This window comes from Thioprofundum lithotrophicum (assembly GCF_055387065.1).
This window is the reverse complement of the sequence record NZ_AP042379.1, coordinates 1637876-1658136: the sequence shown is the minus strand read 5'-3', so window position 1 is coordinate 1658136 and position 20261 is coordinate 1637876. Positions and strand designations below refer to the sequence as shown.

The window sequence follows — 20261 nt, the reverse complement described above, 5'->3', positions numbered from 1 at the left end:
GGGAATGGCGCAAGGCCGCGCCGGGGAGGCGGGAGACGGTGCGCCGCGCCAGGGGCGCACCCGGTGAAACACGGCAACCGCCGCTCAGGGCACGACCTTGTCGATGCGCACGGTGAGCGGCTTGCGGCGATCGCTCCTGACCGGGGCCACTTCCCCTTCCAGATCGCCGCTTTGCGGCAGGGCATTGCCCGAACGGGATACGCGTGCCTCAATCCGAACCTCCGGGAAACTGGAGAGTTTCATCTGCGGCATCATGGCCATGGTGTCGTCGAGCACCACGGTCAGCGGCAGATCCTTCGCCTGCTTGCGCACCACCGCCAGCGGCATGGGCGGGCCGCTGAGGGCGCGGGCAAACACGAATACCGTATCGTCAGCTCGCACCCGATCCTTTAGGGCCGGATCCAGTTCCACGGTCACGGTCAGGCGCGCGCCGCCGCCCGCGGCCGGCGCCCTGGCCACGGCCGCGGCATCGACTTCCACGGGATGGCCCAGCGCCGTTTCGGCCCGGGCGATCAGGGCTTCCACCTCCTTGCGGGACTCGGGATCGTTTTCCAGTTGCGGCAGCAGCCGTTTCCAGTGCCGCACCGCCTGTTCGTGATCGCCCTGCTGCTCATGGGCCATGCCGGCCAGCCACAGGGCCGTGGGCTCGTGCGGATTGATTTCCAGCACCCGCTGGACCAGCTCGAAGGCCTTGCCGGTCACCTTGCCGCCCTGCTGCATGGCGATGGCATCGGCCCAGGGCAAGAGCACGCCGGGCTCGTCGCCCACCAGGGCATGCAGCTTCTCGAAGGCCCGCGCGGCATCGGCGAAACGGCGCATCTGCAGATAGGTGCGGCCGAGCAGATACCAGCCCTGGGCGTTGTCGGGCTGCTCGGCGAGTTTGGCTTCCAGCCCCCTGGCCATCTCGGGCAGGCTCATCTGCTTGCCGCCGTGGCCCTGGGCAACGGGACCGGCCACGGCGGCCTCGGGATTGAGGGCCTCGGGGTTGCCCAGTTTCAGGTACAGGCCGACGGCCAGCAGGGGCACCAGGACGGCCACGATGCCCAGCATGAGCGGACTGCGGCGGGGACCGGCCGGCGCCGCCGCCTCCTGCCCGCCGGCCACGTCGTCGGCCAGGGCCTCTTCCAGTTCCCGGCGGGCCTGGGCCAGCGCCTGATCGTCGAGATTGCCGCTGGCGTGCTCGGCCTCCAGTTCCTTCAGGCGCTCGCGGGCGATGGCCACGTTCTGAGCCCGGCGGTCCTGATCGTGGAGGGCCCGGCGGCCGAACAGGGGAGGAATGAGCAGGCCGATGGCGACGATCAGCATCGCCGCGGCCAGGATCCAGAAAAGGGTCATGAGGGTTTCGTCTCGTCGTCGTTGAGGAGTTGGCGGGCGCGATCCAGTTCGGCTTCATCGGTGACGGCCGGCGGCTCGCGACGGCGGCGGCGCACGTATACGGCCACCACCAGCACGCCCACGGCCAGGATCACGAAGGGCCCGATCCACAGCGCCGCGGTGGTGGACTTGAAGGGCGGGCGGTAGAGCACGAAGTCGCCGTAGCGGTTGACCATGTAGTCGACGATTTCCTGATCGGTGGCGCCGCTGCGGATCATCTCGTAGACCTGCTCGCGCAGATCCCTGGCCAGATCGGCGTTGGAGTCGGCCAGGTTCTGGTTCTGACAGACCAGGCAGCGCAGCTCCGCGATCAGGGACTTGTAACGCTGCTCCTCCTCCGGCGTCTTGAACTGGTGCACCTCGATGGCCGCAAACACCGGGGTCAGTCCCAGCCACAGCGCCAGCAGGGCGGTCGTCAGTCGTTTCATGCCGGTTCCTTCTTCAGTTTGCGGATCAGGGGGAGAATCTCGTCGCGCAGCACCTCGCGGGTCACCGGCCCCGTGTGCTTGAGGCGGATGATGCCGCGCTTGTCGATGACGAAGGTTTCGGGCACGCCGTACACGCCCCAGTCGATGCCCGCCCGGCCGTCGGCGTCCACCGCGGTGACGGTATAGGGATCGCCCCGCTCGGCCAGCCACTGCAGGGCATCGTTGCGCTGATCCTTGTAGTTGAGGCCCACCAGGATCACTTCCTGGCGCCGCGCCAGGGCATTGAGCACCGGGTGTTCGGCCCGGCACGACACGCACCAGGAGGCCCACACGTTGAGCAGCCATACCTGGCCGCGGAAATCGGCCGGGCTGACCGTGGCCTCGGGCCGGTGCAGGCGCGGCAGGGTGAACTGGGGCGCCGGCTTGCCGATGAAGGGCGAAGGCACCTCGCGGGGATTGAGGTTCAGCCCCACCGCCAGCAGGGCCACCAGCCCGACGAACAGGCCCAGGGGAAGCAGATAGCGCCACATCCTACGCCACCCCCGCCGCCGCGCCGGCCGGCAGTTTCGCCTCGGCCCGGCGGGCCAGGCGGTAACGCCGGTCGGTGGCCGCCAGCAGGCCGCCGAGGGCCATGATCAGGGCCCCCAGCCAGATCCAGCGGATATAGGGCTTGACGTACAGGCGCAGGCTCCAGCTGCCGTCCTGGCCCAGCGGCTCGCCCAGGGCCACGAACAGATCCCGCTTCAGGCCGGCGTCGATGCCGGCCTCGGTCATGGGCATGCGCTGCACGCGGTAGATGCGCTTCTGCGGATGCAGGGTGGCCACGGTCCGGCCGTCGCGGGTGATCACCACCGTGCCCTGATCGGCGACGAAATTGGGGCCTTCCGTGTGCTGGACGCCTTCGAAGGTGAAGGTATAGCCGTTCATGCTGTAGCTCTGTCCCGGCGCCAGGCGCACGTCTTCCTCGGTGCTGTAGAGGCTGGTGAGGGTGATGCCGACGATGAACACGCCCACGCCCACATGGCCGAGGGTCATGCCCCAGAAGCCGCGCGGCACCGTGGCCAGGGCCGAAAGCGGCGCGGGCTTGCCGGCCACCCGCTGCCACAGGGCGAACAGGCTGGCGGCGGTCACCCACAGGGCCAGCACCAGGCCGACCGCGGCACCAACCCTGAACGGGGCCATCAGCCAGGCCCAGCCGAGGCCGAGCACGAAGGCCGCCACCAGGGGCCAGCGCAGCAGCCGGAACAGGCGGCCGAAACGATCCTGCTTCCAGCGGGCCAGTACGCCGAAGCCCAGCAGGGCCGCCAGCGGCGCGGTGAGGGGCACGAACACGCTGTTGAAGTAGGGCGGGCCGACGGAAATCTTGCCGATCCCCAGGGCGTCGATGATCAGCGGATAGAGGGTGCCGAGCAGGATGCTGGCGGCCGCCACCACCAGCAGCACGTTGTTCAGCAGCAGGGCGGACTCCCGGGAGACCAGGGCAAAGCGGCCCGAGCTGCGGATCCGCGGCGCGCGCCAGGCATACAGCGCCAGGGAGCCGCCCACCACGATGGCCAGGAAGATCAGGATGAACACGCCCCGGGCCGGATCGGTGGCGAAGGCGTGCACCGAGGTCAACACCCCGGAACGCACCAGGAAGGTGCCCAGCAGGCTCAGCGAGAAGGTGAAGATGGCCAGCAGCACGGTCCAGGCCTTGAACACGTTGCGCTTCTCGGTCACCGCCAGCGAATGCAGCAGGGCAGTGCCCACCAGCCAGGGCATGAAGGAAGCGTTCTCCACCGGGTCCCAGAACCACCAGCCGCCCCAGCCCAGCTCGTAGTAGGCCCACCAGCTGCCGAGGGCGATGCCCAGGGTCAGGAACATCCAGGCGATGTCGGTCCAGGGCCGCGACCAGCGGGCCCAGGCCGCATCCAGCTGGCCGCCGATCATGGCCGCCACGGCGAAGGCGAAGGGCACGGCGAAGCCCACGTAGCCCATGTAGAGCATGGGCGGATGGATGGCCAGGCCCGGGTCCTGCAGCAGCGGGTTCAGATCCCGCCCGTCGGCGGCCGCCGGCAGCAGGCGCTCGAAGGGGTTGGAGGTGAGCAGCATGAACAGCAAAAAGCCGATGCTGATCATGCCCAGCACCGAAACCACCCTGGCGAGCATTTCGGCGGTGAGGCTGCGGGAGAAGATCAGCACTGCCCCGGTCCACAGCGAGAGGATGGTGGCCCACAGCAGCAGCGAGCCCTCGTGAGCGCCCCACACGGCGGAGATCCGGTAGATCAGGGGCAGCGCGGAGTTGGAGTTGCTGGCCACGTACAGCACCGAGAAGTCATTGACCACGAAGCTCCAGGTGAGGGCGGCGAAGGCCAGCAGCATGAACAGCAGCTGGCCGAAGGCCACGGGGCGGGCCGTGGCCATCCAGGCCGGCTGGCGGAAGAGGCTGCCGAGCAGCGGCACCGTGGCCTGCACCAGCGACAGGCACAGGGCCAGGATCAGGGCGAAATGACCGAGTTCGGGGATCATGGGGTTTGCGCCTCCTGCATCTGCGCCTTGCCGCGCTGGTGCCCCTTTTCCAGGGCCTCGGCCACTTCGGGCGGCATGTAGTTCTCATCGTGCTTGGCCAGCACCTCGTCGGCGATGAACACGCCGTTGGCATCGAGCCGGCCCTGGGCGATGGCCCCCTGCCCCTCGGCGAACAGATCCGGCAGGATGCCGGTGTAGCGCACCGTCACGTCCTTGTGGTTGTCGGTGATCACGAAGGTGGCGGTCAGTTCCTGGCCGCGCTGCAGGCTGCCGGGCTTGACCAGGCCACCGAGGCGGAACACGTGATCCTTCGGCGCCTTGCCCTCGAGCACTTCGGTGGGCGAGAAGAAATAGGACATGTTGCTGCCCAGGGCCTGGAAGACCAGCACCGCCGCGGCGGCCAGGATCCCCAGCCCCACGAGCAGGAAGGCAAGACGTTTGTGACGGGCTTTCATCGGGTTTCCTCTTGTTGGAGCCGCCGCAGCCGGGCGATGCGCCGGCGTGCCTCGCGGCAGCGGCCGCCGAGCAACAGGGGTTCGGCGATCATCAGCAGGGCCGTGACGCCGAAGGAGGGCCAGACGTAGAGGGCGTAGCCGCCCATGTGCCAGAACTCGGACCAGCTCATGCCTGCACCTCCGGCAGTTTCGTCACCCAGGCGGCATCGCGCTCCCGCTCCAGGATGATGCAGCGCACCCGCTTGAGGGCCACGGCGATGGAATAGGCCCAGAAGCCGAGGGCCATGATCAGCATGGTCCAGAGCATGGTGGTGGCCATGCGCACGTCGCCCTGCATGCTCACCGAGGCGCCCTGGTGCAGGGTGTTCCACCACTTCACCGAGAAGTAGATGATGGGGATGTTGACCACCCCCACCAGCAGCAGGATGGCCCCGGCGCGATCGGCGCGGCGGGTATCGTCGATGGCGCCCTGCAGGGCGATGTAACCGATATACAGGAACAGCAGGATCAGCTCCGAGGTCAGGCGCGCGTCCCACACCCACCAGGTGCCCCACATGGGCTTGCCCCAGAAGGCGCCGGTCCACAGGGCCAGGAAGGTGAACAGGGCGCCGGTGGGCGCCAGGGCCTGGGCCATCATCATCGACAGGCGGGTGTTGAAGATCAGCCCCAGCGCCGCCCAGAAGGCCATCACCAGATAGATGAACATGGACATCCAGGCCGCCGGCACGTGCACGAAGATGATCCGGTAGCCCTCGCCCTGCTTGTAGTCGGTGGGCGCGACGAAGAAGCTCAGGTAGAGGCCGACGCCGATCAGGATCACCGCCAGCACGGCGAACACGGGCACCAGTCGGCCCGCCAGGGGATAGAAGGTTGCCGGTGAAGCGAAGTGGAACCAGTTGACCAGTCGGGAACTCACGCGAAACCTTTTGTCATTGGGCCATTCATTCGGCCGAAATCCGCAATGCCGCGGCCGTGGCCAGGGGCGCGGCGACCAGCGCCAGCAGCAGGATGGCCCCCATCATGTAGAGGTGGCCGGCCGCCCCCAGTCCCGAGGCGTTGGCTTCCACCGCCCCGGCACCGAAGATCAGCACCGGAATGTACAGGGGCAGAACCAGCAGGGAGATCAGCACGCCCCCACCCCGCAGACCCAGCGTGAGGGCCGCACCGATGGCACCGATCAGGCTCAGTGCCGGCGTGCCCAGCAACAGAGACAGCACCAGCACCTGTAAAGTTTCACCGGGCAGGTCATATTGTAACCCAAGCAGGGGCGCGAGCAGCACCAGCGGCAGGCCGGTGATCAGCCAGTGGGCCAGCACCTTGCCCAGCACCAGCACGAAGACCGGCTCGGGGGCCAGCAGCATCTGCTCCAGGGTGCCGTCGTCGAAATCGCTGGCGAAGAGCTTTTCCAGGGCCAGCATGGAAGCCAGCAGGGCGGCCACCCAGAACACGCCGGGCGCAATCTGGCGCAGCGTCTCGAGTTCAGGGCCGATGCCCAGCGGAAACAGGCTGACCACGATGACGAAGAAGAACAGGGTGGTGAGCACGTCGGAGCGCCGGCGCATGGCCAGGGTCAGATCCCGGCGAATGAGGATCAGCATGGCGTCAAACATCGCCTTCCCGCTTCCAGCCCAGTTTCAGGGTCTTGACCCGGCCTTCGGTGAGGGGCACGGCCTGGTGGGTGGTGAGCACCACCAGCCCGCCCTCGGCCAGGTGCTCGCGGATCACCTGTTCGAGGAAGGCCACCGCCGCCCTGTCCAGGGCCGTGAAGGGCTCGTCCAGCACCCACAGGGGCGCCCGGTTGAGCAGCAGGCGGGCCAGGGCCACCCGCTTCTTCTGTCCCTGAGAGAGGACCCGGGACGGCAGATCCTCGTGGCCGCGCAGGCCCATGCGTTCCAGGGCCGCCCACGCCGCCTTTTCGGTGACCGGCACCCCGGCCAGGCGGCAGGCAATGCGCAGGTTCTCGACCCCGGTCAGATCCCCCTTGATGGCGCTCTTGTGGCCGGCATAGACCAGCTCGCGGTGATAGGCCTCCCGCTGGCGGCGGATGTCCTCGCCGCGCCAGCGCACCTCGCCGGCCGCCGGCGCGATCAGGCCGCAGATCATGCGCATCAGGGTGGTCTTGCCCGAGCCGTTGTGGCCCTGCAGATGCAGCAGCTCGCCGGCCTCCAGGCGGAAGCCGAGCCCCGAGAACAGGCGGCGGTCGCCTCGGACACATTCCAGATCAACGACTTCGAGCATGAGGGGCGACGGGCAGGGCGGGCACGGCGGCCGGAACTGGTGGATGGTGGGGGTTCATCAGGTCAGGCAGGCTAGCGGAAAACCCCTGCCACTGCAAACCTTATCACGAGTAGGGGCAAAACCGGATTTGCATCGCATTTTGCCGCTTTTTTCCTTGAACTTTCATCCGCCGTGTCGATACTTTGCGTAGCCCTACCGGTTTTGCGCCGAATGGGGCAAAATCGGGCTCTGAACGGGCCAACGGAAGCATCTCGAGGTGAGGTCAATGGCTGAACTGGTTCAATACGCAAACGGCATTCCCTCCATCCGGCTGAAGATCGAGAAACCGCAGATCCGCATCGGGCGCAACGCCCAGCGCAACGACATCTGCGTGACCGACAGCTACGCCTCCAAGGAACATGCGGTCCTCGAGGTCAAGCCGAGCACCGACCGGCCCGGCGAGGTGGATTTCTTCCTGCGCGATCTGGGCAGCACCAACCACACCTACGTCAACCGCGAGAAGATCACCCTCTGCCTGCTGCAGAACGACGACATCATCCACATCGGCCAGAGCATGTTCCGCTTCGTGCGCGCCGAGCACGAGACCTTTCCCGGCCTGAAGGGCGAGGAAGACACCCTCGAATTCGAAAGCGGCTCCCGGGACCGCCTCTATTTCAGCCGCCGTCTGAGTACGCTGCGCTAGACGGGTAGCGGGTCGCGGGGGACGGGTGGCTGGGAGCCGACTTCGTTCCGAATTGCGCACCTCTCGTAAGATTCGCCTCCCCTTTTCACTTTTCTCTTTTCTCTTTTCCCTTCACATCAACACATCGATCACCAGCGCCAGCGACAACAGGGCGCCGTGGGTGAGCATGGCGAGAATGGTCATGGGGATGGCGGGGGCGAGCCTTTGCGGTTCCTCGGGGTGGGCGAGGAGGATGCGGGCGGCGCGCAGGCTGAGCACGGCCGGGGGCAGGGCGATGAGGGCCAGCAGCGGCAGGCGGCCGGTGGCCACCAGGGCCAGGAAGATCCCCCAGGCCAGGGTGGCGATGAGCACGTAGCCCCAGCGGGCGGTGCGCGGTGCGAGGCGGGCCACCCAGTGCAGCTTGCCGGCCTGGATGTCGGCCTTGCGATCCGGGAACTGGTTGATGTAGAGCAGGTTGGCGGTGAGCAGGCCCACCGGCAGGGAGACCAGCACCAGCGGCCAGTTCAGCTCGCCGGTCTGCACCAGGGCCGCGCCCAGGGGCAGGAGGCTGAAGCCGGTGAGGACGGCCAGCTCGCCCAGGCCCCGGCCGTTGAGGCTCAGGGGCGGCGCCGAGTAGCCCCAGCCCAGGAACACGCCCAGCAGGCCCAGCCACAGCAGCTCCGGGCCGGTGCGATGGATGAGCCACAGGCCGATGGCCACGACCCCCAACAGCAACAGCAGGCCGAAACGCAGCATCTGGCGCCGGCTGAGCACGCCGTTCTGGATGAAGCGGCTGCCGCCGGTGAAGGGGAAGATCCGCTCCTCGTTGACGGCGTCGGTGCCGTTGAGATCGTCGTAGTAGTCGTTGAGGACGTTGATGGCCGCATGCAGCAGCACGCCGGCCAGGACCGTCAGCGCGGCGCTGAGCGGTTCGATGGCGTGGCCGCGCCAGGCCACCCAGGCCAGGCCCAGCAGGATGGGCACCACGGACGCCAGGATGAAGGGCGGCCGGGTGGCGGCGACGTAGGCGGCCAGCGGGTTGGGAAAGCGGTCGAGCGTCGGTTCGGCAACGGGCATGGCGTCTCTCCTCGGCGTTGTCAGGGCAGATCGCCCCGGCGGAACAGCAGAAAACCCGCGCCGGCGCCGGCCAGGCCGAGCAGCGCGGGATAGAACAGGGCCCAGATCAGGAAGCCGACCCGGCCGAAGTGATCGAGGATCACGTAAGCCGAGGGGCCGAGCAGCACCAGCTGGGGATCGAACAGCAGCATGGCGGCCGTGCGGAAGACCTGCAGGGGATTGGCCAGGGCCACGGCGATCACGCCCTCGGGCGGCAGGCCGCTGCGGATCAGCACGCCCAGCAGGATCAGATCCATGAACAGCAGCAGGAACAGCCACAGCAGGAAGGCCGCGCCGGTGGCCACGTCCGAGGAGCGCGCGAGGGTGGAGATCAGCATCCCCAGCCCGAGGAAACACAGGGCCAGCGAGAGCAGGAAGCCGGTGTAGAAGCTCACCTGCGGCCAGGGGATCTCCGCGCCGCGGACGAGCCCCCAGGCCACGGCGCCGGCCATGGCCAGGAAGACCGGCAGGAACACCACCACGAACCGCCCCAGGAACTTGCCCCAATACCAGACCGAGAGGCTCACGGGCAGCGACAGCATGTATTCGAACACGCCCGCCTCCCGATCGCCGGCCACCGAGCGCACGGTGGTGATGAGCACGAACAGCGGCAGGATGGCCATGGTGATCTGCAGGTAGGTGACCAGCAGCCGCGACAGGCCGGTGAAGCCCATCACCCGCGATTCGGTGAGGCCGGAGACGAACAGGCCCACCACGATGCCGCCGAAGACCAGCGCATACACGGCGAACCAGCGCGAACGCAGGGATTCGCTGATGTCGGCCCGGGCGGTCAGCAACAGGTGTCCCACTCAGTGGCCCTCCGCCGGCAGGTGGCCGCGATGCCGGTGCGCGCCCTTCTCCACCGCCAGCACGTGACGCCGCGCGGCGGCGAGATCGAGGGCGCCCGGCGGCGGATTCGCGCGGGCCCCGAGCCCGTAGCCCATGGGGCTGTGCTGGCCGGTGACGAAACCGGCCCGGCGGGCATCCAGCCATTGCCCGCTCTCCATGTCGGTGACCCAGATCTCCACGCGGGGATCGGCCTGCCAGGGCTGCTCGTCCAGCCACAGGAGGGCGCAGCCGATGTCGTCGAACTTCCAGACCCGGGTGGGTTTGCCGGGAGGCCCGCCGCGCACTTCGGCGGCATAGTGCCGATCGCTGATCGCCATGCCGCAGCGGGCACAGGTTTCCCGATCCCAGCGGATGGGCACCGGCCCGGTTTCCGGCCGGCGGGAACAGGCCGGCAGCAGCAGGAAGGCCGAGCCGGCGAGCAGGAAGGTGCGGCGTTTCATGAGACGGTCTCCTCGGCGGGGGATGCGGCCTCGAGCCGGATGTGCTCCAGCAGGCCGGCATAGCGGGACAGCACGCCCAGAAAGCGCAGCCGATCGGGCCCCGCCACCTGGCCATGCCAGCGGCGGCCGTCGGCTTCGGCCCTGAAGCCCCATTGCCCGATGGCGCGGGCGAAGGCCTCGTCGGCCCGGGTCAGGCCCAGCTCGCAGTCGAGCCGGGCGCTCATGTCCAGTTGATCGGCCACGTGATCGTCGAGCACCACGCGGCCCTGATCCAGCTCGATGACGCGGTTGACCAGCGGCGCCACTTCGTCGAGGCGGTGGCTGGAGATCAGCATCGCCGCCCTGTCCTGGCGCTCGGCCAGCAGATCGAAGAAGCGGTGGCGGGCTTCCGGGTCCAGGTTGGCGGCCGGCTCGTCGAGCACCAGCACGTCGCAGTCGCGGCCCAGGGCGATGCTGATCAGCAGTTTCTGCTTCATGCCACCGGAGAGCCGGTTGAAGGGCTGGCGGGCATGGCGCGCCACGTCCAGCCCCAGTTCGGCGGCCACGGCGCGCATGCGCGCCGGATCGCTGTCGCAGACGCCGGCGGCGAAACGCAGCAACTGCCCCACCGGCATGCGCAGCGGCGGCGAGATCTGGGGCACGAAACCGATGTGGCGCAGCACCTCGGTGCGCCGGGCGCGCGGCGAGCGCCCGTCCACCTCGATACGGCCCTCATGACGGTATTCGCCGAGCAGGCAGCGGATCAGGGTAGTCTTGCCGGCGCCGTTGGAGCCAATCAGGGCGATGCGCTCCCCCCGGCCGATTTCGAGATTCAGATCGTCGAGAACCGTCTGGCGCCCGAAGCGCTTGCGGACGTGTGCGAAGCGGATCATGCCGATGCCTGGCGCTGACCGGGATAGTGGAAGGTGAGCGAGCCGGTGGGACAGGCATCCACGCAGCGGCCGCAGCGGGTGCAGTCGGCGCCGATGTCCACCTCGATCCCCCGGGCGCGGCCCAGGATCACCGTATCCAGCACGTGCGGCACCAGGCACACCTTGCGGCACTCCCCTTCATGGAAACAGGAAGGCAGATGGTAACGCACCTTGAAGGGCGAGGTCGCGCCCACCAGGCCGTAGGTGAGGCCGATGGGACACAGATAGCGGCACCAGGCGCGGCGGCTGTAGAACACCTCGAAGGCCAGCAGGATGCCGATCCAGATCAGGGCCACGCCCGGGCCGTAGATGAGGGCGCGGCTGAGGATGCCGGTGGGCGAGATGGTCTCGTAGACCGTGTAGCCGGTGAGCAGGGCCAGCAGGGCGAACACCAGCCAGGCCACGGTGCGCAGGCGCCGATCCAGCGGATGATCCTTGACCAGTTTCTTCTTCACCAGCCACAGGTGCAGCGTCTCGGCCCATTCGGCCAGCAGGTGATAGGGGCAGACCCAGGAACAGAAGGTGCGCCCGCCCAGCAGCCACCAGAGCACGAACACGGTGGCGGTGCCGATCACCAGGTTGATCACCACGTGCTTGAAGGCCAGCATCACCTGCAGGGCCGAGTTGAGATCGGCCATGTGGAAGCCGGCGAAACGCGAGGCGGTGAGCGCGCCTTCCAGCAACTGGATGTCGAGCCAGTAGGAGAGCACGAACAGCAGGTTGACGGCGATCAGCACCAGCCATCGGGTGCGGCGGATCTTCTCCGGGGCCTGTTTGGCAGCCTTGTGGGCCAGTTCCACGCGGATCTTCTCGATGCGGCTCTTGTCGCTGCGCTTCTCCTGATGGATGGCCCTGACCGCCGGGGGGATCTCCTCCGGGGTCGGCTTGCGTGGTTCACGGCCCAGCAGTTCGGCCAGGGAATCGGTCAGTCGGCTCATGTGCGCATCCCCGTACTCTGTTCACGACTGTCATGGCTGTCGATGACGATCACCGCGGGCTCGACCGGGCAGATCATCTCGCATACCCCGCAGCCCACGCAGCCGTCCTGAATCACCGGCCGTTTGCGGCCGGTCTCGTCGATGGCCTCGAAGGTGATGGCATGGCGGGGCGGACACTGGTTCTCGTCCCCCGAGGGCGGCTTGCCGGCCTCGCACTGGGCGATGCGGATCTCGATGGGGCACTGGCGCATGCACAGATCGCACAGGGCCAGATCGTAGGGGTGATCCCGAACCGGAATGGGATTCCAGCGATCGACCGCCTCGTAGCGCAGCTTGCCGGTGAAGTCCGGCCCCCGCGCCTGGCCCTTGAAACCCTTGCCCTGCACCGCCAGGCAGGACCCTTCGTTGACCACCCGTGCGATCCCCATGTCCACCTGGTGGGGATAGTTCACGTCGTGGGTGAGGGCGCCGGTGGGGCAGGCCAATACGCATTGCAGGCCATCGCAGGAGAAATCACAGGCCTGGCGGCGGGCATCGATGTAGGGCACGCCGATGCCGAAGCCCTCGTCGAGATCCGCCAGATGAATGGCTTCCACCGGGCAGACCTGCACGCACTGGCCGCACTTGATGCAGGCCGAGAGAAACTTCTCCTCACGCAGGGCGCCCGGCGGACGCAGGCGGGTGAGCCATTTGGCCCGCACCGGCACGTAGCCCAGCAGGGCCACGCCCAGCACGCCCGCGCCGTAGAGGACGCTGCGCAGAAACCGGCGCCGCGCCTTCTGGCTGGGCCGCCGCTTGTGGCGTTTGTCGTTGCTGTTCATCGTTTATCTTCCCAGGCTCTTGCGCAACAGTTCCAGGGCATCCAGGCCATCCCCTTCGCCGGCCGTGCCCTCGGTCTCGGCCTCGGCTTCGCTGGCCGCCACCGCGGTCACGGGCGCCATGCGCGGATGCGGATCGCGCACCAGCATGCGCGGTTCGGAAAACGGCGCCAGGCGCGCCAGATAGTCCAGCACCTCCAGCATCGGCGAGCCCTTGAAGAACTGGGCATAGGGTTCGTCCTGCCAGAGCCGATCGGCGTAGTCGTAGAGTTCGTAGGGCGCATCGCCCACGCCATCGCCGTCCTGATCGAACCCCTGGTAGTCGCTCCAGTAGTTGCCGTCCCAGTCGTTGCGGTTGGCGGTCTTGCCGCCGGTCACCGCCACCTGGGTCAGGTTGTCCACGAAACTGTTGCCGTGAAAGCGGTTGCCGGTCCAGTCGTTGAGAAAGCGTACGCCAATGGCGTTGTAGGCAATGAGATTGCCGCGCAGGCGGTTGGTGGTGTCGGGCTGGAAGGGCGATACGTCCAGGTACATGCCGCTGGAGCAGTACAGGATCCGGTTGCCTTCGATGGTCAGATCCGAGGTCTCCTTGAAACCGATCCCCACCCCCGTCGGCCCGGAGGCATTGGCGATGTAGTTGTTGCGCACCACCACGCCGTCGCTGTACATGAGAAAGATCCCCACCGTGTTGTTCACGTAATGATTGTCTTCCACCAGGTTGTAACGGGAATACATGAAATGCAGCGAATAGCGGCTGTTGCGGGCCCGGTTGCGGGCGATGACGTTGTTGGCCGAGTACCAGACCACCGTGTCCCGGGCATCGGCGATGTCGTTCTCCTCGATGCGGTTGTGAAAGCTGTACCACAGGCGGATGGCATCCCCCCGCTGCCCGAGCTCGAAGGGCTTGGAGCGAATCCGGTTGCGCCGCACCACGTTGTTGCTGGACTGCTGCAGGTCGATGCCGAACAGGCAGTCGTCGATCCGGTTGTCGCGGATCACGTTGTACTTGCCGCGCACCTGGATCCCCGCATCGATGTCGTTGTGGGACTCGCCGGAGCCGGTCAGGTGCAGATTGCGGATGGTGGCGCCATCGGTCCGCAGCACGATCACGCTGCCCCTGCCGCCGGCGTCGATGGTCGCCTGGTTGCGCCCGTCGAGCACGATGGGGCGGGTGATGACCACCGGCCCGGCATACACGCGGGGCTCCAGGACCAGGGTCTCCCCCGGCGGCGTGCGGTCGATGAGCGGCTGCAGGGGCACCGGCGTGGCGGCCGCGGCCAGCCATGGCCAGCAACCCAGCAGCAGCCAGCAGGCCCGGTTCAGGGTGTGCATGGCCGGCTCAGCGCGTGGCGTCGTCCGCATCCCGGCGGCGCAACACCGCGGCCACGATCAGCAGGGCGGACAGCAGCAGCATCAGGCCGAAACCGTAATGGGGATAGGAATGGGTGGTGAACTGGGCCACCTTGCCGTCCCCGAAGACGGTGGGCATGAAGGGCTTGACCGTAAAGGCGCCCATGGCGTTGAGGTTGTGGCCATACCACCACAGCCAGCCGGCGTATTCGATGACGAAGAACACCGGCAGCGCCATGGGCACCACCACCAGCAGCCAGTAGAGCGGCCCGCGGTTGCGGCGCGCGCCCCACAACAGGACCAGCATGGCCACCAGCACGCCCCAGAACACCAGATCGCCCACCAGGGTCATGGTGTGCACCATGGGCCGGATGCGTTCGGGCTCGTTGAAATAGCGGCCCAGGGTCTTTTCATAGTGCCAGCTCATCACCTGGCGCACGCTGCCGTGCCATGCCTGGCGCTCGGCGGCGGGCTTGCGTGCCTGATCGGCCTCGAAGCTGGCGCGCAGGAAGTCGATCATGTCGTCCTTGGTCTTGATGTCGCCGGGCGATTTCGTCTCCTCCACCGCCACGCCCGACGCTTCCAGCGACTGTTTCAGCCGTTCGATGATGGCCGAGCCGGTCTCCGGCACGGCCGCCTCCTCTTCCTTCTCCAGATCCAGGCTCAGGGCCTGCACCAGGGCCTCGATGTAGCCCTTGTTCTCGTAGCGGATGCCGTTTTCCCCGTACCAGGCCAGGGCCATCCACACGGCCAGGGCCGCGAAGCCGATGCCCATGAGGGCGATGCGGACCTTCGGCCGCGTGCACAGGAAGCCCAGCAGCATGATCCCCAGGAGAGTCATCAGGAACTGGGAGTAGGCCTTCTCCACCACGCCGCCGGCGGCGATGGGATACATGCCCACGTAGTGGTTGATGGTATCCATCTCGTGGACGCAGTCCAGCGCCTCTTCTTCGGCCACTTCCGCCTTCTTCACCGGCTTGCAGCCGTTGAATACGCCGTTCATGTGGAAGTGGATGCGCACCCCGTCGGGAAAGGCTTCCTTGGGATAATTGGGCGCGGTGAGCGAGACCCACCAGATGGGGGAATAGTAGATGGCCACCAGCAGGCCGATCGCGGCGAGGATCAGCAACCGCTGCAGCCAGAGACGTTGGACATTTTCCATGACGTGATACCGAAATTGTTATGGTGACGGCCCGGCGCCAATCCGCCGGGCCGTGACCGGATCAGTCGAAGTCGGGGTTGATCCAGTCCTTGGAGGGGGCCAGATCCTTCTTCGGGACCGGAATCCGCGAGACGTAGTTGATCACCATCTTCTGGTCCTTGGGCGTGAAGTCCTTGATCTGCCGCACCATGTCGGGGTTGGCGTTGCGCCGCTTGCCGGCCTCGATCCACTCGAACTGGCGCAGCATGTAGTTGTAGTGCTGGCCCTGGATGCGCGGATAGAACTTCTTGGCGTTGCCCTCGCCGTGTTTGCCGTGGCACTTCACGCAGTTCTTTTCATACAGTTCCTTGCCCTTGGCATACTCGGGCGTGCCCTCGGGCCAGGGGCCCTTGCCGTTGTCGGGGTTCATGGGGAGCTTCTGGATGTAGGCCACCACGTCGGCCAGGGCCTGGGGGCCGCCGATGGACGAGGGCTGGGCGAAGGGATACATGGTGGGGTTGTCCCGGTTGCCTTCGCGGATGTCGGCGAGCTGCTTGATCAGCACCTCCCGGTGCTGGCCGGCGAGCTGCGGGAAGGTGCCGTCCTTGGTGCCCCAGCCTTCGGTGAGGTGGCAGGCGGCGCACACTTCGTACACGTCGCGGCCGTTCTCCAGATCCGGTTTCAGGTGAAGCGCTTCCTCGCGTTCTCCCTTGGACTCCATCCAGGCATGGGTCGGGGCCGACAGGCCCAACCCGACAAGGGTAATGGCGGCAAGATGAATGATGCGTTTTTTCATGGAGGATTCCTCGTTGCGTCTGGATGTATACACGTTTGCAGTCGGTCTATCACTGCCTTCGACTGGCTTCAGGGTACGCGCCTGGCACCGGGCCTGCCTTGAGATAAATCAAGTGAAACCCTCGGTCTTTCCCCGCCCCGTCAGGCATCGTCCTGCACCGACAGCCAGGCCAGGATGTCGCGGATCTCGTCGTCGCCGAAGGCCCGGAAGATGGCGCCGTCGCGGTCGGCCTCATGCCGCCGCTCGCCCTTGCGGAAACGGCCGATCTGCCGCAACAGGTAGGCGCTGTGCTGGCCGGCCAGCATGGGCGCGCCCTTCTGCGGGATCCCGCGGGCGTCGGCGCCGTGGCAACCGGCGCATTCCCGGCGGTAGATCCGCCCCCCCGCCGCCACGTCGCCCGGATAACGGGGAATGTTGAGCACCGCCTTGCTCGCCTCCAGTCGCGCCAGGGCGTCGAAGCCTTCGCCGACCTGTTCCACCGGCGGCAGTTTGGCGGGCAGGTCGATGCGCGAAAGGTATTCGGCGATGGCCACCACGTCCTCGTCGGGCAGCTCGCGGTCGTTGGCGTAGGGGATCATGGGAATGTTGATCCGCTCACGGGTTTTGAACAGCGTGATCTGACGGGCGATGTAATGGGCATCGAGCCCGGCCAGCCGCGGGTATTCGCCATCGGGCGTCCCCTGGGCCTTGTCGCCATGGCAGCCGGCGCAGGTTTCCAGGATTTCCTCGCCCAGCTCCAGATCGGGATCCGCTGCCAGCGGTGCCAGCGGCGGCAGATGGTGGGAGATCCCCTTGTGGCAGTCGATGCAGGTGCCGCCGGCCTGGAGGGCCCGGGTGTGGCGATCGGCCGCGAAGCGGCCCTGCTCGGCGATCTTCATGGCCGTGAACTGGTGACAGTTGCGGCATTCCCGGGAATCGGTCCGCTTCATCACCGACCACACGTGCTCGGCCAGCTGCGGACGGCGGGCGGCGAACTTTTCGGGCGTGTCGATGGTGCCCACCAGCCAGTGATACAGCTCGTTGGAGGCCTGGATCTTGCGCACCACCTTGGGCCACCACTCCCGGGGCACATGACAGTCCGGGCAGGCGGCCTGCACACCGGAGGGATTTTCGTGATGCACCGAGGGCTGATATTCCCGGTACACCGTGTCCCGCATCTCGTGGCAACTGATGCAGAACTCGAGGGTATTGGTCGCTTCCATCGCCGTGTTGAACCCGCCCCACAGGACGATTCCGACGAGGATGAAAACGATGGCAGAAAACAGGGATGTCTTGACCAGCAATTTCACAACAACCGTTCGCTACTGATAAGGCAGGTTGAACAAGCGGTAACGAGCATCCCTGCTCCGGGAACCGGACACCGGTTCAGGGCGCCAGCTTCGAGACGTAGTCGGCCAGGGCCTCGATTTCCTCGTCGCTGACCAGGTGCATCACCCCCTTCATGGCGGCGGTGTTGCCGTTGTTGCGGGCGCCGGACTTGATGTCCTTCATCTGCTGGATCATGTAGGCCTTGTTCTGGCCGGCGATCTTGGGATAGTTGGGCATGATCGGGGTCTTGCCGTCTTTCCCGTGACAGGCCGTGCAGGTCTTGGACTTGTAGAGGGCGGCCCCGTCGGGCGCGGCCGAAACGGCCAGCGGCGCGGCGGCCAGCATGCCGGCCAGACCCAGCGCGGCGAGGGATGCGATGTGTTTCATGTGACAACCTCCTGCTTGAGACAAAAGAAGGGGGGTGGAAACCACCCCCCGGAACGGTGTGTTGCAACGCGGTTACTTGATCTTCCTGGCGCCATTCTCTTCGAGGTAGGTCTTGGCGCGCAGGCCCAGGTCGGCGGCCTTCACCTGGTATTGCCACCACTGGTTGGCCCAGAGCATGGCATTCTGCCAGTCGCCCTTGGCGGCGGCGGCTTCGGCCTTGGCCCGGGCATCCTTGGCGAAGGCAAGCTGATCGGTGGCGTCTTCCACCAGGGCCACGACGGTCGGGAAGTCCTTGTAGTTGTGGCTGGTGATGAAGGCGACCACCTGATCGATGACCTTCTGGGTCTCGAGGTTGGTCTTGACCTGCTTCTCGTAGTCGGCCTTGGTGTAGCTCACCCCTTCCTTCATGACGGCCTTGGTGGCCTTGTAGCCCTTGGGCTTGACCAGCAGGTAGCCCTGCATCTCGAGGTGCAGCGCCGAGCAGAACTCGGTGCAGTAGTAGGGATAGACACCGGGCTTGTCGGCGACGAAGGTGGCCGAGGCGGTCTTGCCCGGCTCCAGCGAGAGCTGCACGTTCTGTCCGTACATGGCGAAGCCGTGCACTTCGTCCTCGGCCCGCTCCAGGTTGGTGAAGTGCAGTTTCACCGTATCGCCCTCGGTGACCTCGATGATCTCCGGGGTAATGTGGGAGCGGATGGTGGTGCCGTAGACTTCCACGGTGCACTTGCCACTGTCGTCACAGGTGCGCACGATCTTCTCGCGGCCGGCGCGGGTCTTGTAGGGCGAGCGCTTGTCTTCGCGGCTGTTCCAGCCCGAACGGTAACGCACGCCCGGCTTCAGCTTGTCGGCCTTGATGGCCACCGCATAGTGGGGCTCGCCCAGCGGCAGCGGCATGTCGTACAGGAGCTGCATCTTGTCGCCGCTGATGTCGATGAGCTGGTGGTTCTGCGGATGCAGCGGGCCGACCGGGTTGAAGCGGTCGATGGCCAGCTTGTTGAGGGCCACCAGGTACTTGCCGTCGGGCGAGACGGTATCGCCTTCCATGGTCATCAGGTGACCAACGTTGTAATGGATGGGCAGCTGATCCAGTACCTTGCCCTTGCAGTAGTCCCACTTGGTGATCATGGAATCCACGTAGATGGAGGTGTAGGCCACGCAGGGCTTGGAATCGAACTGGGTGTGCAACGGACCCAGGCCCACGTTGACCGACTTGTCCAGCGCGGTCTTGAGGGCGATGATGGGGATCCCGTACGGGTCCTTGCCCTGGAACTTCTTCTGTTCGATGGCCTGCTTGATTTTCTCCCAGCTGTACACCCAGGTATGGCTGTCCAGCTTGCCGGAGACCACGATCCGCTTGCCGTCCGGCGTCACGTCCACGCCGTGCGGGCTCTTGGGCTCCGGAATCAGGTACAGCAGGCCTTCCTTGACGGCCTGGGCGATGGGAATCATGTAGTGCCCCTTGACCTTCTTGACCTTGCCGGCCTTGACCAGCTCGGCGGCCTTCTTCCAGTTGGTCACGTGCATGAAGTCGGTGTCCTTGGAGGAGCAGCCGGCCTCGAAGGGCGGGCGACCCCGCTCGATGCCGCCCACGTAACGCTCGGAACAGAAGGAGTTGGTGAAGCCCCAGCCGTAGGACGGGCCCTTGCCGGCATCGGACAGATCCTGGCTGTAGGGCGGCAGTTCGAAGGTGAAGGACTGGCTCAGATCGATCCGGCCCTTCTTGTTGTCGAACTTGAGGTAGGTCAGACCGCCCCGGTACTTCTCGTTGAACTCCTCCAGGGGCACGAAGTCGTCGGAGAAGGGCGCGGCGTACTGGGCGGCGTGCATCACGTATTCGGTGTTGGGCGTGACGAAGGTGCCGCCGTGGGCCGACTTGAAGAAGGGATTGACCACGATCTGCTTGGTCTCGAAGTCATGCAGATCGATGACCGCTACCCGCGGGTTGGCCTTGTCGTTGAGGAACACGTAGCGGCCGTCGTACTCGCCGTTGGTTTCCGAAATGGCCGGATGGTGGGTATCCCCGAACAGGATGTCCTTGCCGTTGATGCGGCCCTGGGCCAGCACTTTCTTGGATTCGTCGTCGAAGCCGTAGCCCTGCCAGGGCTCGGGGGTGAACACGGCCACATACTTGAGGATGCGCATGGACGGCACGCCGTAGACGATGAGCTGGCCACTCTGGCCGCCCGAGCTGAGCACGATGTATTCATCGCGCCCGCCGCTGGGCGTGTAGGTCTTGGCGGCGGCCAGAATGTCCTTCTCGCTCAGGCCGCGGCGTTTCATCACGTCCTTGAGCGTTTCCTGTGACCAGGCGCTGCTGCCGGCACCGAGCGCTAGCCCGATCCCCAGCAGTGCCGAAGCCACGCGTTGAGTGGTTCTGTTCATGGGGTGCAACCTCCCTAAGGTCGTCATGGGTCAGGAATCTTGTCGTCGTCCAACCCGCTCCCCTGCGGTCCTGCCCTGCCATGAATACGCCCGTGGCGATACAGGTGTTGGATATCCGACACTATGGGACAGAATTGTCTGTCATGCGACGGTGAATCCCT

General features: G+C 66.5%; 22 protein-coding genes. 1 reads left to right on the top strand and 21 read right to left on the bottom strand.

The window, feature by feature from the left end:
- Window positions 1–84 precede the first annotated feature (84 nt).
- From ccmI to ccmA, 9 genes are read right to left on the bottom strand one after another with little or no spacing between them, the layout of a single operon-like run.
- Window positions 85–1335 (bottom strand): c-type cytochrome biogenesis protein CcmI, encoded by a 1251-nt coding sequence (gene ccmI / locus ACZ5BH_RS07745; protein ID WP_464888686.1) that lies wholly within the window; start codon window positions 1333–1335, stop codon window positions 85–87.
- Complete coding sequence (locus ACZ5BH_RS07740) at window positions 1332–1802, bottom strand: cytochrome c-type biogenesis protein (RefSeq protein ID WP_464888685.1); 471 nt, start codon at window positions 1800–1802, stop codon at window positions 1332–1334. Before ACZ5BH_RS07740 ends, ccmI begins: the two co-directional genes overlap by 4 nt.
- Window positions 1799–2332, bottom strand: a complete 534-nt coding sequence (locus ACZ5BH_RS07735; RefSeq protein ID WP_464888684.1) for a DsbE family thiol:disulfide interchange protein — start codon at window positions 2330–2332, stop codon at window positions 1799–1801. Before ACZ5BH_RS07735 ends, ACZ5BH_RS07740 begins: the two co-directional genes overlap by 4 nt.
- A 1-nt stretch (window position 2333) precedes the next feature.
- Complete coding sequence (locus ACZ5BH_RS07730) at window positions 2334–4310, bottom strand: heme lyase CcmF/NrfE family subunit (RefSeq protein WP_464888683.1); 1977 nt, start codon at window positions 4308–4310, stop codon at window positions 2334–2336.
- Window positions 4307–4765: a cytochrome c maturation protein CcmE gene (ccmE, locus tag ACZ5BH_RS07725; RefSeq protein WP_464888682.1), complete on the bottom strand. Its 459-nt coding sequence runs from the start codon at window positions 4763–4765 to the stop codon at window positions 4307–4309. The genes ACZ5BH_RS07730 and ccmE overlap by 4 nt, the downstream gene beginning before the upstream one ends.
- Window positions 4762–4935 (bottom strand): heme exporter protein CcmD, encoded by a 174-nt coding sequence (ccmD, locus tag ACZ5BH_RS07720; protein ID WP_464888681.1) that lies wholly within the window; start codon window positions 4933–4935, stop codon window positions 4762–4764. Before ccmD ends, ccmE begins: the two co-directional genes overlap by 4 nt.
- Window positions 4932–5681 (bottom strand): heme ABC transporter permease, encoded by a 750-nt coding sequence (locus tag ACZ5BH_RS07715; RefSeq protein WP_464888680.1) that lies wholly within the window; start codon window positions 5679–5681, stop codon window positions 4932–4934. The genes ccmD and ACZ5BH_RS07715 overlap by 4 nt, the downstream gene beginning before the upstream one ends.
- A 25-nt stretch (window positions 5682–5706) precedes the next feature.
- Window positions 5707–6375, bottom strand: a complete 669-nt coding sequence (gene ccmB, locus ACZ5BH_RS07710; RefSeq protein WP_464888679.1) for a heme exporter protein CcmB — start codon at window positions 6373–6375, stop codon at window positions 5707–5709.
- Window positions 6368–7003: a cytochrome c biogenesis heme-transporting ATPase CcmA gene (gene ccmA, locus ACZ5BH_RS07705; RefSeq protein ID WP_464888678.1), complete on the bottom strand. Its 636-nt coding sequence runs from the start codon at window positions 7001–7003 to the stop codon at window positions 6368–6370. The genes ccmB and ccmA overlap by 8 nt, the downstream gene beginning before the upstream one ends.
- Before the next feature lie 265 nt (window positions 7004–7268).
- On the opposite strand from ccmA, the gene ACZ5BH_RS07700 reads away from it, so the two are divergent.
- Window positions 7269–7685 carry an FHA domain-containing protein gene (locus ACZ5BH_RS07700; RefSeq protein ID WP_464888677.1) on the top strand — a complete coding sequence of 139 codons (417 nt, stop codon included), beginning with the start codon at window positions 7269–7271 and terminating at the stop codon, window positions 7683–7685.
- A gap of 111 nt (window positions 7686–7796) precedes the next feature.
- On the opposite strand, the gene ACZ5BH_RS07695 is transcribed toward ACZ5BH_RS07700, so the two are convergent.
- The 12 genes from ACZ5BH_RS07695 to nosZ form a co-directional block, all read right to left on the bottom strand.
- Window positions 7797–8741 carry a UbiA family prenyltransferase gene (locus ACZ5BH_RS07695; protein ID WP_464888676.1) on the bottom strand — a complete coding sequence of 315 codons (945 nt, stop codon included), beginning with the start codon at window positions 8739–8741 and terminating at the stop codon, window positions 7797–7799.
- A gap of 20 nt (window positions 8742–8761) precedes the next feature.
- Complete coding sequence (locus ACZ5BH_RS07690) at window positions 8762–9589, bottom strand: ABC transporter permease (protein ID WP_464888675.1); 828 nt, start codon at window positions 9587–9589, stop codon at window positions 8762–8764.
- Window positions 9590–10069, bottom strand: a complete 480-nt coding sequence (locus ACZ5BH_RS07685; RefSeq protein WP_464888674.1) for a hypothetical protein — start codon at window positions 10067–10069, stop codon at window positions 9590–9592.
- A complete protein-coding gene (locus ACZ5BH_RS07680; RefSeq protein WP_464888673.1) occupies window positions 10066–10941 on the bottom strand; it encodes an ABC transporter ATP-binding protein in 876 nt (291 codons plus the stop codon). The genes ACZ5BH_RS07685 and ACZ5BH_RS07680 overlap by 4 nt, the downstream gene beginning before the upstream one ends.
- Window positions 10938–11918, bottom strand: coding sequence for a NapH/MauN family ferredoxin-type protein (locus ACZ5BH_RS07675; protein WP_464888672.1), 981 nt, complete (start codon window positions 11916–11918; stop codon window positions 10938–10940). Before ACZ5BH_RS07675 ends, ACZ5BH_RS07680 begins: the two co-directional genes overlap by 4 nt.
- Window positions 11915–12739, bottom strand: coding sequence for a 4Fe-4S dicluster domain-containing protein (locus tag ACZ5BH_RS07670; protein ID WP_464888671.1), 825 nt, complete (start codon window positions 12737–12739; stop codon window positions 11915–11917). The genes ACZ5BH_RS07675 and ACZ5BH_RS07670 overlap by 4 nt, the downstream gene beginning before the upstream one ends.
- 3 nt (window positions 12740–12742) lie before the next feature.
- Window positions 12743–14068 (bottom strand): nitrous oxide reductase family maturation protein NosD, encoded by a 1326-nt coding sequence (locus tag ACZ5BH_RS07665; protein WP_464888670.1) that lies wholly within the window; start codon window positions 14066–14068, stop codon window positions 12743–12745.
- Window positions 14069–14075: 7 nt separating this feature from the next.
- The gene (locus ACZ5BH_RS07660) at window positions 14076–15248 is read right to left on the bottom strand and encodes a hypothetical protein (protein WP_464888669.1); all 1173 of its coding nucleotides are present in this window, start codon (window positions 15246–15248) and stop codon (window positions 14076–14078) included.
- Between the two features lie 61 nt (window positions 15249–15309).
- Window positions 15310–16023 carry a c-type cytochrome gene (locus tag ACZ5BH_RS07655; RefSeq protein WP_464888668.1) on the bottom strand — a complete coding sequence of 238 codons (714 nt, stop codon included), beginning with the start codon at window positions 16021–16023 and terminating at the stop codon, window positions 15310–15312.
- Window positions 16024–16163: 140 nt separating this feature from the next.
- Complete coding sequence (locus ACZ5BH_RS07650) at window positions 16164–17312, bottom strand: NapC/NirT family cytochrome c (RefSeq protein WP_464888667.1); 1149 nt, start codon at window positions 17310–17312, stop codon at window positions 16164–16166.
- Window positions 17313–17388: 76 nt separating this feature from the next.
- Entirely contained in the window at window positions 17389–17718 is a 330-nt protein-coding gene (locus ACZ5BH_RS07645; RefSeq protein ID WP_464888666.1) for a c-type cytochrome, read from the bottom strand.
- A 72-nt stretch (window positions 17719–17790) separates the two neighbouring features.
- The gene (gene nosZ / locus ACZ5BH_RS07640) at window positions 17791–20100 is read right to left on the bottom strand and encodes a Sec-dependent nitrous-oxide reductase (RefSeq protein WP_464888665.1); all 2310 of its coding nucleotides are present in this window, start codon (window positions 20098–20100) and stop codon (window positions 17791–17793) included.
- Window positions 20101–20261 lie beyond the last annotated feature (161 nt).